14 protein-coding genes are annotated in these 16,997 nt (G+C 56.5%); 6 read left to right on the forward strand and 8 right to left on the reverse strand.

The genetic code is table 11. The features are described 5' to 3' along the window. The first annotated feature begins 71 nt into the window (after positions 1 to 71). Positions 72 to 851 carry a TSUP family transporter gene (locus LJU29_RS15285; protein ID WP_005757257.1) on the forward strand — a complete coding sequence of 260 codons (780 nt, stop codon included), beginning with the start codon at positions 72 to 74 and terminating at the stop codon, positions 849 to 851. On the opposite strand, the gene nudC is transcribed toward LJU29_RS15285, so the two are convergent. After that, entirely contained in the window at positions 819 to 1,655 is an 837-nt protein-coding gene (nudC, locus tag LJU29_RS15290) for an NAD(+) diphosphatase (RefSeq protein WP_002553648.1), read from the reverse strand. The genes LJU29_RS15285 and nudC overlap by 33 nt on opposite strands. A gap of 39 nt (positions 1,656 to 1,694) precedes the next feature. After that, a complete protein-coding gene (locus LJU29_RS15295) occupies positions 1,695 to 2,507 on the reverse strand; it encodes a crotonase/enoyl-CoA hydratase family protein (RefSeq protein WP_005757255.1) in 813 nt (270 codons plus the stop codon). Between the two features lie 220 nt (positions 2,508 to 2,727). Here LJU29_RS15295 and LJU29_RS15300 point away from each other — a divergent pair, with 220 nt between their 5' ends. Beyond that, positions 2,728 to 4,212, forward strand: a complete 1,485-nt coding sequence (locus LJU29_RS15300; protein ID WP_257110887.1) for an ATPase domain-containing protein — start codon at positions 2,728 to 2,730, stop codon at positions 4,210 to 4,212. Then, complete coding sequence (locus LJU29_RS15305) at positions 4,209 to 6,239, forward strand: hybrid sensor histidine kinase/response regulator (protein ID WP_004665050.1); 2,031 nt, start codon at positions 4,209 to 4,211, stop codon at positions 6,237 to 6,239. Before LJU29_RS15300 ends, LJU29_RS15305 begins: the two co-directional genes overlap by 4 nt. A gap of 69 nt (positions 6,240 to 6,308) precedes the next feature. On the opposite strand, the gene LJU29_RS15310 is transcribed toward LJU29_RS15305, so the two are convergent. From LJU29_RS15310 to LJU29_RS15330, 5 genes are all read right to left on the reverse strand, one after another. Continuing rightward, the gene (locus LJU29_RS15310) at positions 6,309 to 6,686 is read right to left on the reverse strand and encodes a response regulator (RefSeq protein ID WP_002553644.1); all 378 of its coding nucleotides are present in this window, start codon (positions 6,684 to 6,686) and stop codon (positions 6,309 to 6,311) included. A 144-nt stretch (positions 6,687 to 6,830) separates the two neighbouring features. Further along, positions 6,831 to 8,012 carry a hybrid sensor histidine kinase/response regulator gene (locus tag LJU29_RS15315; protein ID WP_002553643.1) on the reverse strand — a complete coding sequence of 394 codons (1,182 nt, stop codon included), beginning with the start codon at positions 8,010 to 8,012 and terminating at the stop codon, positions 6,831 to 6,833. After that, on the reverse strand, positions 8,006 to 8,620 hold the full coding sequence (locus LJU29_RS15320; RefSeq protein WP_257110888.1) for a chemotaxis protein CheB: 615 nt from the start codon (positions 8,618 to 8,620) through the stop codon (positions 8,006 to 8,008). The genes LJU29_RS15315 and LJU29_RS15320 overlap by 7 nt, the downstream gene beginning before the upstream one ends. Next, positions 8,617 to 9,438 carry a CheR family methyltransferase gene (locus LJU29_RS15325; protein ID WP_005730077.1) on the reverse strand — a complete coding sequence of 274 codons (822 nt, stop codon included), beginning with the start codon at positions 9,436 to 9,438 and terminating at the stop codon, positions 8,617 to 8,619. Before LJU29_RS15325 ends, LJU29_RS15320 begins: the two co-directional genes overlap by 4 nt. A gap of 49 nt (positions 9,439 to 9,487) precedes the next feature. After that, entirely contained in the window at positions 9,488 to 13,000 is a 3,513-nt protein-coding gene (locus tag LJU29_RS15330; protein ID WP_010202746.1) for a response regulator, read from the reverse strand. Between the two features lie 333 nt (positions 13,001 to 13,333). Here LJU29_RS15330 and LJU29_RS15335 point away from each other — a divergent pair, with 333 nt between their 5' ends. Next, positions 13,334 to 13,693: a response regulator gene (locus LJU29_RS15335; protein ID WP_002553639.1), complete on the forward strand. Its 360-nt coding sequence runs from the start codon at positions 13,334 to 13,336 to the stop codon at positions 13,691 to 13,693. Beyond that, positions 13,686 to 15,020 carry a glycosyltransferase gene (locus LJU29_RS15340; protein WP_257110889.1) on the forward strand — a complete coding sequence of 445 codons (1,335 nt, stop codon included), beginning with the start codon at positions 13,686 to 13,688 and terminating at the stop codon, positions 15,018 to 15,020. The genes LJU29_RS15335 and LJU29_RS15340 overlap by 8 nt, the downstream gene beginning before the upstream one ends. Here the strand turns inward: LJU29_RS15340 and cobF are convergent. After that, positions 15,017 to 15,775, reverse strand: a complete 759-nt coding sequence (gene cobF / locus LJU29_RS15345; RefSeq protein ID WP_257110890.1) for a precorrin-6A synthase (deacetylating) — start codon at positions 15,773 to 15,775, stop codon at positions 15,017 to 15,019. The two genes, LJU29_RS15340 and cobF, sit on opposite strands and share 4 nt — an antisense overlap. Before the next feature lie 129 nt (positions 15,776 to 15,904). Between cobF and LJU29_RS15350 the strand changes: the two genes are divergently transcribed. Then, entirely contained in the window at positions 15,905 to 16,810 is a 906-nt protein-coding gene (locus LJU29_RS15350; protein WP_002553636.1) for an AraC family transcriptional regulator, read from the forward strand. Positions 16,811 to 16,997: the final 187 nt, after the last annotated feature.

Genomic DNA, 16,997 nt, shown 5'->3' on the forward strand with positions numbered 1-16,997 from the left:
GGGGTAGAATGCGCCACATTCAGGCAGCCATTCTGCCCCCTCCCGCCTCCCCTATAAGCACGCTTGCCACCATGCCTTTTGAACTCAGCGTCGACCTGACCACCCTCGCCATTCTTGCTGTCGTTGCGTTCATCGCGGGTTTTATAGACGCCATCGCCGGTGGTGGCGGACTGCTTACTACACCCGCCCTGATGACAGCCGGTCTGCCACCGCATCTGGTGCTGGGCACCAACAAGCTCAGTTCGACGTTCGGTTCGGCAACCGCCGGTTTTACGTTCTATCGCCGCAAACTGTTTCACCCCAGACAGTGGATACACGCAGTGGTCGGCACTGCGGTGGGTGCCGCAGCCGGCGCAGTCATTGCTCATTACCTGCCAGCCGAATGGCTGAACCAGATGTTGCCGGTCATTGTGTTCGGTTGCGGGCTGTACTTGCTGTTTGGCGGCACGCCCAAGGCACCACTGGATAGCAATGCTCCGATCAAAAAGAAATGGCAACTGCCACAAGGGCTGGGGCTGGGCTTCTATGACGGTGTTGCCGGGCCCGGTACCGGCGCCTTCTGGACGGTCAGCACGCTGCTGCTCTACCCGGTGGATCTGGTCAAGGCCAGCGGCGTGGCGCGCAGCATGAATTTCGTCAGCAATGCCGTGGCGCTTTCGGTATTCATATTTTCCGGCCAGGTGGACTATATCATCGGCCTGAGCATGGGCCTTGCGGTAATGCTGGGTGCCTACTTCGGCGCAGGCACTGCAATCAAGGGCGGTGCCAAATTCATCCGCCCTGTGTTCATCACCGTGGTATTGGGCCTGACCGTGCGCCTAGCCTGGCAGCACTGGTTCGGGGGCGCCTGAGCGCTCGGCCAGATACGCCTCGATAAGATAGCGGGCGATAGAACGGTTGGCCGGTAACGGCGGCAAGTCATCAACATGAAACCAGCGTGCGTCCTCGATTTCTTCCGCCTGGGGCACTATGTCGCCGCTATCATATTCGGCATGGAAGCCAAGCATCATCGAGTGCGGAAACGGCCAGCACTGGCTGCCCATGTATTTCAGGTTCTTGATGCGCACCTGCACTTCTTCCATCACTTCGCGGTGCACGCAGTCTTCGGCAGACTCGCCCGGCTCTACGAACCCTGCCAGCGCGCTGTACATGCCGGTGACAAACCGTGGTGAGCGGGCCAGCAGTATTTCATCGCCCCGCGTGACCAGCACGATCATGCTCGGGGAAATACGCGGGTACAGACGCAGGTTGTCGTGCTCGCAGAACATCGCCCGCTCTCCACGGATCTGCACCGTCGCACGACCGCAGGCTCCGCAAAAGCGATGTTCTCTGGCCCACGTACTGACTTGCGCGGCGTAGCCGAGCATCTGGAAGACCGCAAAATCGCCTTCCAGCATGAACTGACGCAAGCCTTGCCACGAACAGCCCTCGACCGCAACCGAGCGCTCAAGCACCAGCAGGTAGACAGGCTCACCCTCAAAATAGCCGATGCCGTGCTCGCTCTGCACTGGCAAATCCAGCCCCGCCAGCCAGCCTCTGGGGAACATTGCCCCATTGGTATCCAGCAAAAACCCCTGATCACTCTGGACCACAGCCAAACCACCATCGGCCTCGACATCCAGAACTGCAGTTGTCCAACGCTCCGGGTGCGCCATGGAAAAACTCCTTTGCTCAGATTCGAGCTCTATCATGAATCAATTATCGAAGACCGGCTTGTGCTTGTTCATCTGCGCAACCATCGCCAGCTTCAGGTCAGGTGATTGCAGCATGGCTGCGTTCCAGATGGCAACGTGTTCCAGACCGTCCTCCACTCGGTGATCGCGCATGTAGCTGATCATTTGCTTGGTGCCTTCGATGGCAATGGGTGATTTGCCGGCTATCTCCCGGGCCACCGCGAAGACGCCCTGCAACAGACCTTCCAGGTCATCGAAGGTGCGATTGACCAGCCCGATCCTCTGCGCCTCTTCAGCTCCCACGGTACGCCCGGTATAAGCCAGCTCACGCAGCACGCCATCGCCGATGATTCGCGGCAGACGTTGCAGGGTTCCTACATCCGCTGCCATGCCCATGTCGATCTCGCGAATGGCAAACTGGGCGTCGGCGGCGGCGTAACGCATGTCACAGGCCGAAATCAGGTCTATGGCACCACCCAGGCAATAGCCCTGAATAGCAGCCAGAACCGGCTTTCGGCAATTTGCCACTGCAGTGAACGAAGCCTGCATGTCACGGATCTCGCGCCTCAACAGCCGGGCATTACGGCCTGGATCCTTGCCCATCTGGTTGGCAACAGAAGCCAGCAATGCCAGATCGATACCCGACGAAAAATGTTTACCCGCTCCGCTGAGTATTACTGCCCGCACTTCGTCATTGCGCTCAATCCAGTCGAATATGCCGATTATTTCAGTCCAGAAAGCCTCGTTCATTGCGTTGAGCTTTTCAGGCCGGTTGATCTGTACGTGAGCAATGCTGTCAGCCAGCTCGACCCGGAAACTTTGATAATCGGTCACGACGTGATCCTCAGGGCATGTTGAGTATTCAGGCGCTGGACTATAACAACAGCGACGCAATCATCGTAACCGGGCTTAAGTGACATTTGCCGGACCGACCGCCAGCCGCGTTTATATATTCGCTGTACCCGCTACCGTTAAATAGTGTGAACGGTCAGAATGCCGGGAGGTCCAGTAATCAGTGATAGCAAAACCTATATGGGTTATTAGAGGGCGATACTTGAATACGTCAAAAGCGGCAACCGGGATTGAAGGTCTGGATGACATCCTTGCGGGTGGTCTTTCACGCAGTCATGTTTTTCTCCTTGAAGGAGAACCCGGAACCGGCAAGACAACCGTGGCACTGCAGTTCCTGAAGGCAGGCGCAGCAGCAGGTGAAATATCGCTGTACATCACCCTTTCCGAGACTGAAAGCGAGCTACGCTCGGGTGCTGCCTCACACGGCTGGGAGCTTGACGAGCAGATCAATATTTTCGAGCTGACGCCGCCTGAAAGCTTGCTTGATGCGGATCATCATCAAAGCCTGCTGTACTCCTCGGATCTGGAGCTGGGCGAAGCGACGCGGCAGATATTCGAGGTGGTGGAGCGGGTCAAACCCTCTCGCGTGGTGATCGACAGCCTCTCGGAAATTCGTCTTCTGGCGCAAAGTTCATTGCGCTACAGACGCCAGATTCTGGCCATCAAACATTACTTCACGCGTTATAACGCGACGGTATTGCTGCTCGATGACCTGACCACCGAAGCGCTGGATAAAACCGTACACAGTGTGGCCCACGGGGTTATCCGTCTTGAAGCGCTGACACCCACCTATGGTGCCGAGCGCAGACGATTGAAGATCGTCAAATACCGCGGCCAGAAATACCGCGGCGGTTTCCACGACTTCACCATCGCCGAGAACGGCATCCATGTATTCCCACGTCTTGTAGCGGCCGAACACCGCTCCAATTACGCCCGCACTCAGGTCAGCAGCGGCATCACAGAACTGGACGACCTGCTGGGCGGCGGCATAGAAAGCGGCTCCAGCACGCTGATTCTGGGCCCTGCCGGGACCGGTAAATCGCTTATTTCACTGGTTTTCGCGGCGCAGGCAGTGGCACGTGGCGAGCGTGTGGGGCTGTTCATATTCGATGAAGAAATGGGCCTGCTGTTCGAGCGGATGCTCAAGCTCGGGATTGACCTGCGGGCGCTTCAGGAGACCGGCAATCTGGTGGTCGAGCAGATCGACGCGGCTGAGCTTTCTCCTGGCGAATTTGCGCACCGCGTAAGGCGCGCAGTGGACCGCAAGCAGATAAAGACCGTGATCATCGACAGCATCAACGGTTATCAGGCGGCAATGCCGGAAGAGAGCGCACTGGTTTTGCACATTCATGAGCTTCTGCTCTACCTCAATCGCCAGGGCGCATCGACCTTCATGACCGTTGCACAACACGGGCTGGTCGGTGACATGCGCTCACCGGTCGACATTACCTACCTTGCCGACAGCGTTATTCTGTTGCGTTATTTCGAAGCTTTGGGTCAGGTGCGTCGCGCGATATCCATCATCAAGAAGCGCACGGGCACTCACGAGTCCACTATTCGTGAATACCGCATCAGTGCCAACGGTCTGAAGATCGGTAAGCCGCTTGAAGCCTTCCAAGGCGTACTACGCGGGGTGCCGTCATACTTTGGCGACAAGAAACCGCTGCTTGAGGATGACGACCTGTGAGTATTCCAGGACTGTTGTCGGAGCGCGCAATCATTCTGGCGCCCAGAGGTCGAGACAGTCAGATCGCTATGCGGATCCTCGATGAAGCCGGCTACCTGGCAACGGTGGCCCATGACTTGTTCGAACTGGTCAAAGAGTTGAGCTCGGGCGCTGGCCTGGCAATCATCGCCGATGAGGCGTTGCGCAATAGTGACATTAAACCGCTGCTGGACCTCATCAGTCGCCAGCCAGCGTGGTCGGATCTGCCGATCGTCCTGATGACTCATCATGGCGGTCCGGATCACAATCCGTCTGCACGGATGGGTAATCTACTGGGCAATGTGACCTTTCTCGAACGCCCCTTCCATCCTGCGACTCTGGTCAGCCTGGTCGTCACGGCCGTGCGCGGGCGCAGACGTCAGTATGAAGCACGGGCGCGCATGGAGGACCTGCACGAAAGTGAAGGCCGTCTGCAGAATGCGCTCAAGGCCGGCAGGCTGGGCTCCTGGTTGCTGGAAGCGGAATACCTCAAGCTGACTTGTTCGGATATTACTAAAAGTCACTATGGCCGCAACGAACAGGACACGTTCAATTACGACGACTGGCTCGCCGCTGTGTATTTCGAAGATCAGCCCAGAATGCAGTCGGCGCTTCAGCGCAGCCTGGACACCGGTGTTGATCTGATCATCGAATACCGCAACGTCTGGCCGGATGGCTCACTCAGTTGGGTGGATGTGCGCGCCCGCGCCATTTGCGGCAAGAACGGTCTGGTCAGTTCTCTGGCAGGCGTGACCTCTGACATCACCGAACGCAAGCAAGCCGAGTCGCAATTGCGGCGTCTGAATGAAACATTGGAGCAACAGGTCGAAGAGCGCACCTCGCAGTTGCGCCACAAGGAAGACATTCTTCGTCAGTCACAGAAAATGGAAGCAGTCGGCCAATTGACCGGCGGTATTGCCCATGACTTCAACAACATGCTGACCGGGATCATCGGCAGCCTGGAATTGATAAGAAGACGCCTGGCGCGCGGCAATATAGAGGACCTCAACAGCCTGATCGACCTGGGTGTGACCTCGGCGAATCGCGCCGCAGCACTTACCCATCGCTTGCTGGCATTCTCGCGGCGCCAGTCACTGGACTCAAAGCCGGTGGAGATGAACCATCTGGTCAATGCCATGGACGAACTGTTGCAGCGCAGTGTCAACGAGAGCATTCATTTGCAATTGCGCATGGCCAGCGATCTGTGGACTGCAGAAGCGGACCCTAACCAGCTGGAGAGCGCCCTGCTCAACCTGGTGCTCAATGCCCGCGATGCAATGCCCGACGGCGGCACGCTGGTGGTAGAAACCTTCAATCAGCAGCTGGACAGATCGTTTACCAATGCCCATGAGAACCTGCTGCCCGGTGATTACGTGGTGCTGAGCGTCAGTGACAATGGCTGCGGCATGCCGGAAACAGTGATCAGCCGTGCGTTTGACCCGTTCTTTACCACAAAGCCTATCGGTCAGGGCACCGGCTTGGGTCTTTCAATGATCTACGGTTTCAGCAAACAGTCGCATGGTCATGTTTCAATCAAGAGTGAAGTAGGCCGAGGCACCACCGTACAGCTGTTCCTGCCGCGCTTTAAGGGGCTTGCAGATGAAGCCGAGCAGAGTTTCCAGAGCAATGCCGTTTACGCCGAAAATGGCGAAACCGTGCTGATTGTCGAAGACGACCCAGCCGTTCGGACGCTGGTCAGTGAGGTACTCAGCGAATTGGGTTACACCTTCATCGAGGCCGGCGAAGCACTGGATGCCGTGCCGATACTGGAATCAGGCCAGCGTATTGATCTTCTGATCAGCGACGTAGGGCTGCCGGGCATGAATGGCCGACAGCTTGCAGAAATCGCAAGGCAGCTGCGACCGGGACTCAAAGTGTTGTTCATCACAGGTTATGCAGAACATGCCGCGGTTCGCGGAGGTTTTCTGGACACCGGTATGCAACTGATCACCAAACCCTTTGCGTTCGATCACCTGACCTCGAAAGTGCGGGAAATGATAGAAGCCTGAGAAACGCTCAGGCTGTACATGACTCCTGCCTGAAAGGCGGCCTGCTCACTCGACGGTTAAAGCGCGTTGTCAGGCCAGCAGTTCCTGAATACGCGAATGCAGCGTTTCCATGGTGAACGGTTTGGCGAGAATGGGTGCCTTCAGCGCAATGGGGCTGCCCGAATCGAGTATTTCCGCCGGATAGCCGCTGATGAAGATCACTTTCAACTCCGGTCGAAGCATCACCGCAGGCTCGGCAATCTGTACACCCGAGACACCACCCGGCAATCGATAATCGGTGATCATCAGGTCAAGGTGGGGTTTGGTCGCCAGAATCTCGAAAGCCTGCTCACCATTCTCGGCTTTCAGGACTCGATACCCCTCACCAGACAGATAATCGGCCAGGAGCATCAGGATCAGGGGTTCGTCTTCGACGATTAATACGACGTTTTCTGCATCAGCGCTCATTGAACTGCCTTTGATCTTATAAATAGCTGCCAATACGACCACGGCATGCATGGGAGGTTGCGCCGATGTGTGATTAAACTTGATTGCCAGTGGCTATCACCTACATCGCCAACGGCTGTCACCTGTATCGACAGCAGCTGTCATCTATAAAGGCAGGCAGATACGAAAGACCGAACCCTTGCCTTCTTCGCTCTCCACCTCGATACGACCGCCGTGAGCCATGACGATCTGATCGGAAATGAACAACCCCAGGCCAAGCCCGGCAACAGCGTGATTGCTCGATACTCGCTCGAATTGCTGAAAGATGCGCTTCTGGTTTTCAGCAGTAATACCGATGCCTTGATCCCGAACCTCAATGAAGGCTTCGCCCTCCCTGCTGTACACATGCACTTCAATCGGTTTGCGCGCACCGTAGCGCAGCGCATTGGTCAACAGGTTGGCAACCACTTGCTCGATACGGAACTCGTCCCAGACGCCGATCACCGGCTCTTCGGCAAACCGGGTGACCGTCGAATCGGCGGCGGCAATCTGTGCGGCAAAGCTTTCCAGCAACTGACAGACCAGTTCGCTCAAGTCAAACGGGCTCGGCCTGATCGACAGCTTGCCGGTACGAATTCTGGAGACATCAAGCATGTCTTCTATCAGGCGGATAAGGCTCTGAATCTGCCGCTCGTCGCGGTCGACCATTGCCCGCAGCTTTTCCATGGTGAACGCTGAAGCGTTGTCTTTGGCCAGGTGAAGTTTGCGCAGCTGGGTCTCCAGAATCAGACCGTTGAGCGGCGTACGCACCTCGTGGGAAACGATGGACATGAAGTCATCACGCATACGGATCGCGTGTTCCAGTTCGCCCTGGGTCGACTGCAGACGCTTGAGCAAGGCTTCCTGCTCCTGGCGACTGCGCTCCAGCTCTTCGACCTGCAGTTTCATGGCCTTGCGCTGCCGATACAGATCAACGAAAACATTGACCTTGCTCTTTACCGCATGGATATCCAGCGGCTTGTGCAGGAAGTCCACGGCACCACTTTCATAGCCCTTGAAGGCATAATTGAGCTCGCGGCCGGCAGCGCTGACGAAAACGATCGGTATGCTCTTGGTCTTCTCGGTGCTGCGCATCATCTCGGCCAGCTCGAACCCGTTCATTCCAGGCATCTGGACGTCGAGGATGGCCAGCGCGAACTCGTGCTGCAACAGCAGTGACAACGCTTCGTCCGCCGAGAGTGCCTTGTAGACGAGTCGATCACCGCGCTTGATCAGCGCCTCGAGGGCCAGCAGGTTTTCCGGCAAATCATCAACGATGAGCAGTTTTGCCTGAATTTCACTTAACATGCGGTTCGTTCCAACTCGACCAGCAAGCGGCCAATATCGTTCAGGGAAAGAAGGTAATCCGGCGAGTGCAACGCCAGGCCCGCCTCGGGCATGGTCGACGCCTGGGCCTGCGAGGGGTCTTGAATCACCGTGAAACCACCATACTTCTTGATCTGCAGCAAACCTTGTGCGCCGTCATTATTGGCACCAGTCAGCAATACGCCAGCCAGTCGCGGGCCGTAGGCATCCGCGGCCGAACCGAACAAAATGTCGATACTGGGCCTTGAGTAAAACACCCTGTCTTCCTGACTCAATGACAGTGAAAAGTCAGACTCCACCGAGACGTGGTAACCCGCTGGCGCAACGTACAAAGTGCCCGGCACGATATCTTCCTTGTCATCGGCTTCTTTGACCGGGATCGCCAAGCGATTCTGAAATACATGGGCCAACTGGCTGCGCCGGTCATCCGGCAAATGCAACACCATCAATATAGGCAGACTGAAACCCGGCAGCAGATTTCTGAATATTTTCAGCAGGGCCTCTACACCACCCGCTGACGCGCCTACGACAATAGCATCGACCACGGGCAACGGGCCGCAGGACAGGTCATCGTCAAAGGTGGTTCTCATAATTTCCGGTAGATCCGCTCGGGTTTCACCAGCGTCTCGAACGCCCCGCCGTAGGCAGAGAAATCCAGGGTTTCCTTACTGCCCAGCGCCAGAAAGCCGCGATGACACAGCGAGTCATGAAATAACCCGAAAGCTCGATCCTGAAGTTTTTTGTTGAAGTAAATCAGTACGTTACGACAGGAAATAAATTGCGTTTCGGAGAATACACTATCTGTGGCCAGACTGTGATCGGCAAAAGTGACGTTCTCGCACAGTGTCTTGTCGAAGATCGCGTAATCGTAGGCAGACGTGTAGTAATCGGCGAAATTGCGCTGCCCTCCCGAGTTACGGTAGTTCTCCGTATAGGTGCGCAGGTTATCCATGGAAAAGATGCCCTGCTTGGCCTTCTCCAAAGAGCTGGGATTGATATCGGTCGCATAAATGATGGTCCGCTCCAGCAGCCCCTCTTCGCGCAATAGAATAGCCGTTGAATAAACCTCCTCACCCGTACTGCAACCGGCAATCCACACCTTGATCGACGGATAAGTGCGTAGCACCGGCACGACCTCGTTGCGGATCGCCAGAAAGTGCGAGGGGTCACGGAACATCTCACTCACCGGGATGGTGAGAATCTGCAACAGCTGCATGAATGCTGCCGGGTCATGAAGCACACGCTCCTGCAGGGCCGAGATGGTCGCGCAATCGAACTGACGCAACGCATGGATCACGCGGCGCTTGATCGACGCACCGGAATAGTCGCGGAAATCGTAGCTGTACTGGAGGTAGATAGCCTCTATCAGCAGGCGCAGCTCGATCTCTATGCTTCGATCAAGGTGCATGATGCCATCCGTTTTTGCGCCCCGGAAAGCACGGCCACTGAGCCCTCATTCAAATGCGCTCCATCTTCGGCAGCCAGACGCGAATCAGTGAAAACAGTCGATCCAGGTCAATGGGCTTGGCCAGGTAATCGTTGGAACCTGCCTGCAGACAACGCTCCTGATCATCTTTCATGGCCTTGGCAGTAACGGCGATGATCGGCAGCTTGCGCCAGCGCGGGTCTTTGCGGATCTCGATGGTCGCTTCGTAACCGTCCATTTCAGGCATCATCACGTCCATCAGGACCAGATCGATGTCTTCGACCTCATTGAGCTTTGCAATCGCTTCAAGACCATTGCGGGCAATTTCCACCACTGCCCCCTTGTGCTCCAGGGCGCTGGTCAGGGCGAAGATGTTACGCACGTCGTCATCGACCACAAGGATCTTGCGCGCTTCAAAGACCTTGTCACGGCTGCGCGCGGTCTTGAGCATCTTTTGTCGCTCGTTGGACAGTTGCGACTCGACCTTGTGCAGGAACAGCGTGACCTCGTCCAGCAGGCGTTCAGGCGAGCGTGCGCCCTTGATGATGATAGAGCGCGAATATTTCATCAGCTCGGCTTCTTCATCACGGGTCATGTTGCGCCCGGTATAGACAATCACCGGCGGAAAGGCGCAGATGTCTTCCGTGGACATGCGCTTGAGCAGCTCATTGCCGAGCATGTCCGGCAGTTTCAAGTCGATGATCATGCAGTCGTAGACATTCTCGCGCAGCAGGTCCAATGCCTCCTGGGCAAAACCCACCGCAGTGATTTCAATATCATCGTCGCCGATAAGGCGAGCAATGCTGTCACGTTGCAGCGCATCGTCTTCGACCAGCAGGATGCGTTTGACCTTCTGGGTCAGTTTGGCCTCCAGCTTGGCGAATACATCCTTGAGCTCTTCGCGGGTGGTCGGCTTGACGGCGTAGCCAATGGCGCCCATGTGCAGCGCAGCTTCCTGGCGATCCTCGACCGAAATTACATGCACCGGAATGTGTCGGGTAGGTGCCAGCTCCTTGAGACGCTGGAGCACGGTCAGGCCCGAGTGATCCGGCAGGCGCATGTCCAGCAGGATCGCGTCCGGCGTGTAGCGTGACGCCAGGTTGAACCCTTCATCCGCAGCATGCGCGACCAGACAGTCATAGCCCAGCTCATGGGCCAGATCGAAGAGGATCTGAGCGAAGCGCACTTCATCTTCGATGACCAGAATGCAGCGCCGCTGAAACGGTGCCTTGTCACGATCATCGGCAAACACGGCTACAGGTGTTTCCACCGGCACCGGGGCCGACTGCTGGATGACCGGCGCGGCAGGAACCGGCAACGATGGCGCGGGAGGCGCAAGCATGACCGCAGACTCATTGCCTGGCTCTTGAGGGCCTTGCTCGACATAGCTTTCCGGCAACACCAGGCTGAAAATACTGCCCTGCCCTGGCGCGCTGGTCACACTGATGGAGCCGCCCAGCAATGCCGCCAGATCGCGGGAGATCGACAACCCCAGCCCGGTACCGCCATAACGCCGGTTGGTGGTGCCATCTGCCTGACGGAATGCCTCGAATATACCCTGCTGATGCTCCTCGGCGATGCCGATGCCCGAGTCGCGCACGATAAACACGATGCCTGCACCCGGCTGGCGCGAAACGACCATGCTGACGGCGCCCGCTTCGGTGAATTTGATCGCGTTGGACAGCAGGTTCTTGAGGATCTGTTCAAGACGCTGGCGGTCCGTGAACAGCATGGTCGGCGCGCCTGCCTGTATGTCGACCGTGAACGCCAGCTTTTTCTCGGCGGCAAGCGGCTGGAACATGCTGCGCAGGCCTTCGACAAGACGAGATACGCTGCTGTTTTCCGGGCGCATTTCGAGCTTGCCGGCTTCAACCTTGGAAATATCCAGAATGTCGTTGATCAGGTTCAACAGGTCATTACCCGCCGAATAGATCGACTCGGCAAACTTGACCTGTTCGGCGGTCAGATTTTCGCCCGGATTTTCGGCCAGCAGCTTGGCCAGGATCAACGAACTGTTGAGCGGCGTGCGCAGCTCATGGGACATGTTGGCAAGGAACTCGGACTTGTACTTGCTGGCGCGCTGCAGCTCGTCCGCACGCGCCTGCAACTCGGCCTGAGCGATGCTCAGTTCCTCGTTGTTGCGGTCCAGCGCATCACGCTGATCGGCCAGTGCCTGACTCTGATCGGCCAGCTGCTCGTTGGTCTGTTCCAGCTCGGCCTGCTGAGTTTCCAGGTGTGCCTGAGACTCCTTGAGAATACGCGACTGCTCTTCCAGCTCTTCGTTGGCCGTGCGTAATTCTTCCTGCTGCACCTGCAATTCTTCGTTGAGTTGCTGGGTCTCGGCCAGCACCTCTTGCAGACGCTGGCGATAACGGGCCGCTTCAATCGAAGTGCCAATGTTGTCCGCGATCAGCTCAAGAAACTCTAGATCCTGCTCGGTAAGCGGGCGCAGAAAGCCCAACTCGATCACCCCGTTGACCTGATCGTCATTGCTGGTAGGCAGTGCCACTATGCTGCGCGGCGAGCCTTCACCCAAACCGGAAGCCACTTTGAAGTAATTTTCGGGCAGTTCATCCAGCGTGATGATCCGGTCCTGTTGTGCGGCCTGCCCCACAATGCCTTCATCGCTATGAATGGTCTGCTCCTGCTGCTCCTGTTCGCGAGAAAAACCGTAGGAAGCAGCACGCGTCAAGCCGCCGTGATCCTGGCGAATGTAGACCGCCGCCACCGACGCGCCCAGATACTGAGTCAGAAACTGAAGGATGTTTCGACCCAGCATATTGAGTGTCAACTGACCCAGTACCTGTTCGGCCAGTTCGCTCTGACCGTTGCGCAACCAGGCGACTTTTTGCAGACGCTCGGCATTGATTTCCTGCAGCCTGAGGTTTTCGCTGTAGGTGGCCGAAAGCGACAGCAAATCACGTCGTCCGATATACGCCAGGATAGCGCTGACAATCACCACGAATATCAGATAAAGGCAGACGGAAAGAATGGTACTGCGCGTGACCTCTGCGTTGCGGGTCAACCGAAGTTGCTGTTCCATTTCGACAGCCTGATCGTACTCGGTGCGGATCTGATCAGTAATTCGCTTGCCACGTCCGGCCAGCACAGCAGTTTGATAGTCGCCGTTGTTGCGCCGCAGATTGATCATCTCCTGAGCAAACGCATTCCACTCCTGCTGCATCGTGGACAGACGCCTGAACCGGTCCTGTTGCGTCGGGTTGTCTTCGACCAGACTCTTGAGTCCCTCCAGCTCGGCAACCAGCAACGGTTTGGCGATTTCATAGGGGTCGAGAAAGTGTTGATCGCCGGTCAGCAGAAAACCGCGCATGCCGGTTTCCATGTCTATCGACAGTTTCATCGAACGGTTGGTGTTATTGATCACCCGGTCAGTGTGCTCGACCCACTGTATGGCCGTGAGCAGATAACTGATCAGCAAAATGAAGAAAACGGCGCTCAGTACCCCCACACCCAATGGCAAGCCGACGTTACGCCCCAGCAGTTTTCGAAAGCGTTGCTCATCGACAACAGACGTCCGATTCATGAAATATCCCTGACGAGTGGATCAAAACCGTAGAGTTTGCCGTAAACCCACGAAAAACACTCTTATTTCTGACATAGAGGATTGAAATTTCACACATAAATCGGTGATAAGCTCACGCACATATCGCGTTCATGACGTAAAGCCATCAATCACCCTCACAATTCACCGTATTTGTGCGCCGATTGAACTTCCACCCGGTTTTTATTTACTGATACAGGGACAGTATCAACAGTGGACAGGACCGCGCTCGGTTACGCTGAGCTGCCGGAAAAGGAAGCATGGCATTCCATGCTGTCTGCGCTATCACCATTTTTCAGGTTTAAGGAGTCAACAATGCCGGACACAGCCCGCACCATTCTCGTGGTCGAAGACGACGCCATTGTGCGCATGCTGATTGTCGACGTGCTCGAAGAGCTGGAATACAAGGTACTGGAAGCCGAGGACGCCACTTCAGCCCTGACTTTCGTTGTCGACGATACCAGGCACATCGACCTGCTGATGACTGATCAGGGGTTGCCCGACATGAAGGGCACCGCGTTGGCTAAAAAGGTCATCGAACTGCGGCCTCAATTGCCGGTACTGTTCGCCAGCGGTTACTCCGAGAACATCGATGTGCCGCCAGGCATGCATTCGATCGGCAAGCCTTTTTCGATCGACCAGTTGCGCGACAAGGTAAAAAGCATCCTTGACTGACATCAAAGCTGCTTTCAGTCACACCGACACGCACGCCAGTACACGTGTATTGATCATCGGCTACGTATGGCCCGAGCCACGCTCTTCGGCTGCCAGCGGGCACATGATGCAACTGATCCAATGCTTTCTCGAACAGAACTGGCAGATTACCTTTGCCAGCCCTGCCACTGAAGGTGAACATAGGGCCGATCTGGTCAGCCTGGGCATCGAGGAAGTACGAATCGCGCTCAATGACAGCAGTTTTGACCTGTTTGTCAGCAAATTGCAGCCCGATATCGTTGTTTTTGATCAGTTCATGATCGAAGAGCAGTTCGGCTGGCGCGTCGAGCAACAATGCCCCGACGCCCTGCGCATTCTGGAAACGTCGGATTTTCAAAGCCTGCGCCATGCACGCCATCAGATGTTGAAGGACTTGCTGAACAGCGATTCCGCGGGTGATCCGAGCGATATTTGCGACACTTCAACGCCGGGGCTTTTCAAGCAGATCGCCTCCAGCGAGCTGGCGCAGCGCGAGGTCGCATCGTTGTATCGCTGCGACCTGAACCTGATGACATCCGACGTTGAAATGGCATTACTGACCGGTTCCTTTGGGCTGCCCGCCTCGCTGCTGCACTGGTGTCCGCTAATGATTGACGGCGTTCCCGACAGCGTTCGGCCTTTTGCAGAGCGCGCGCACTTCCTCAGCATCGGTAATTTCCGTCACGCCCCCAACTGGGATGCGGTGCTATGGATGAAAACCGCAATCTGGCCGCTGATCCGTCAGCAATTGCCTGAAGCGCAGCTGCATATTTACGGTGCCTACACGCCACCCAAGGCAACAGCGCTGCACAATGCCGCTCAAGGGTTTCATGTGAAGCACTGGGCTGAAGATGCGTTGCAGGTCATGTCATCAGCACGCATTTGTCTTGCGCCGTTGCGTTTCGGTGCCGGCATCAAGGGCAAATTGATGGATGCCATGCTCTGCGGCACTCCGTCAATCACCACTGTGATCGGTGCAGAAGCCATGAGCGGCGGGCTGCCGTGGCCTGGCGTCATCGCCGATAACCCGAAAGACATCGCTGATGCTGCGGTCAGACTCTATCAAGACCAGACCCGCTGGCTAGAGGCGCAGAACGCCGGGCTGGCGTTGCTGCAGGCGCGTTACCAGCATCGGCAACACTGTGCGAGCCTGATCGAGCGCATTCAGACCCTTCGTAAACAGTTGCCCGAGCATCGTCTGGCGAACTTCACCGGCGCCATGCTTCGCCATCATCACCACAAGAGCACCAAGTACATGGCGCAGTGGATCGAAGCCAAGAACCGTAACAAGGCTGAAGATACGGTCTAAGCTGGTTTGCGCAACAGATAAGTATCCATGATCCACCCCCTGCGGTCGCGCGCTTCGGCGCGCAACAGCTTGATCTGCTCACACACGTCATCGAGCCTGCCAGACACCAGTATCTCGTCCGCGGTGCCCAGATAAGCGCCCCAATAGATATCCAGCCCCTGCCCGACGTAACGCTCGAATGTGCACTGTGCATCCAGCATCACCACGACATTGCTGTGTTGCTCAAGCGCTGCCGCCGCCAGGCGTCGCCCTGTGGTGATGTGAATCGACTCACCAATACGATTGAGCGGTATCCGGTGTTGCGCCACCAGGCTCTGGATACTGGTGATGCCGGGAATCACCTGATATTCGAATGTTTCCCTGCCGCGCGCCAATACGCGGTCAAGGATGCGCATGGTGCTGTCGTACAGTGACGGATCGCCCCAGACCAGAAATGCACCAACCTGATCTGCGCCAAGCTCATCGGTCAACAGCCGTTCGAACAATGCAGCGCGCTGCTCGTGCCAACTTTCGATACCCCGCTCGTAGGCATCAGGGTCGCCTTCGCGCCGAGGGTCCTGAACCTGTACCAGACGATAGTCCTGATGAGTGATATGCCGCTGGCAAAGCGCTTTGCGCAGGCGCAGCAGCTCATCGTCGACATAGCCCTTGTCGAGGATGAAGATCACGTCGGCACGGTTCAACGCAGCAATGGCCTGCAAGGTAATCTGCTCGGGATCACCGGCCCCCATGCCAATCAGCAGGATCTGTTTCATCGGATAACCACTCCACTGTGGCAAATCATGTGAGACGCCTGATCGTAGGTGATTTTTGTCAGCGACCGGGCATTGAAGCTCAAAATCAGGCACATTATCGTTCTGGCAACTGCTGAACACGACATAGCCATGAGTAAAACAACAAGAATCGCCGACCCTTCCTACGAATTGATGGACGACCACAACGGGCTGTCGATCATTTATCGCGAGCACGGATTCCCCTGTCCGCTAGTGCGCTGGCACTTTCACAAGGAATACGAGCTGCATTTGATTGTGGCCAGCTCAGGCAAGGTATTTGTCGGCGATTACATCGGCAATTTCAACCCTGCCAGCCTGTTTCTGACCGGCCCCAACCTGCCGCATAACTGGATCAGCCAGATCGATGAGGGTGAAGTTGTGGCCAAACGCGACATGCTGGTCAACTTCACCGATGAACTGCTGGAAAGTGGCAATCAGGTGTTTGCCGAACTAAAAACCCTGACGCCATTACTGGAACGCGCCCGCTACGGCATCGAATTTCGCTGCAAACGTACGATTCGTCAGGCCATGAAGCTGATGCAGAAGATTGCCGACTCACGTGGCATCACCCGCCTGGGTCATTTCTTCATTCTTCTCGAGTTGCTGGCGGCCAGCGACGACTATCAGTTGCTCTCTGGCACTGCGGTCGCCCATACGGCTGACGAGCACAGCGTCGATCGCACCAACCGGGCGGTGGATTACATCTTTGCCCACTATGGCCGGGAGCTGCCGCTGGAGGAAGTGGCCGAGTATCTGGGCATGAAGCCAACCTATTTTTCCAGAGTGTTCAAGCAGGCCACGGGGCGATGCTTTGTAGAGTTCGTCAATCGACTGCGCATCAGCAAGTCGTGCGAATTGCTGGCTGATGGCGACAAACCGGTCACTGATGTGTGCTTTGAATCCGGGTTCAACAATATCTCCAATTTCAATCGGCGCTTCCAGCAACTCAAGGGCATGACGCCCTCGCATTATCGCCGCCTGGCCGTGCAGCGCCTGACCGAACAAAACCTGTACTGATTCACCCTGCCCTTGCGCCTATCGTCTACGCTGCAGTTGCGGCGAAGCCAGCCTATGGGCGATTCGGCTCTATCGGCCTTTCGTGCATCAGTGCAAAAAAGTATCAGTCAGAGTGCGGCGCAGGATTTGTCTTTCCGACCGAACGCCGGTGTAATCAATCCACATCTTCCTCACCTCCGGAAGAGAA

Origin of the sequence: Pseudomonas ficuserectae, assembly GCF_024584585.1 — a bacterium.
GTDB lineage: Bacteria > Pseudomonadota > Gammaproteobacteria > Pseudomonadales > Pseudomonadaceae > Aquipseudomonas > Aquipseudomonas amygdali.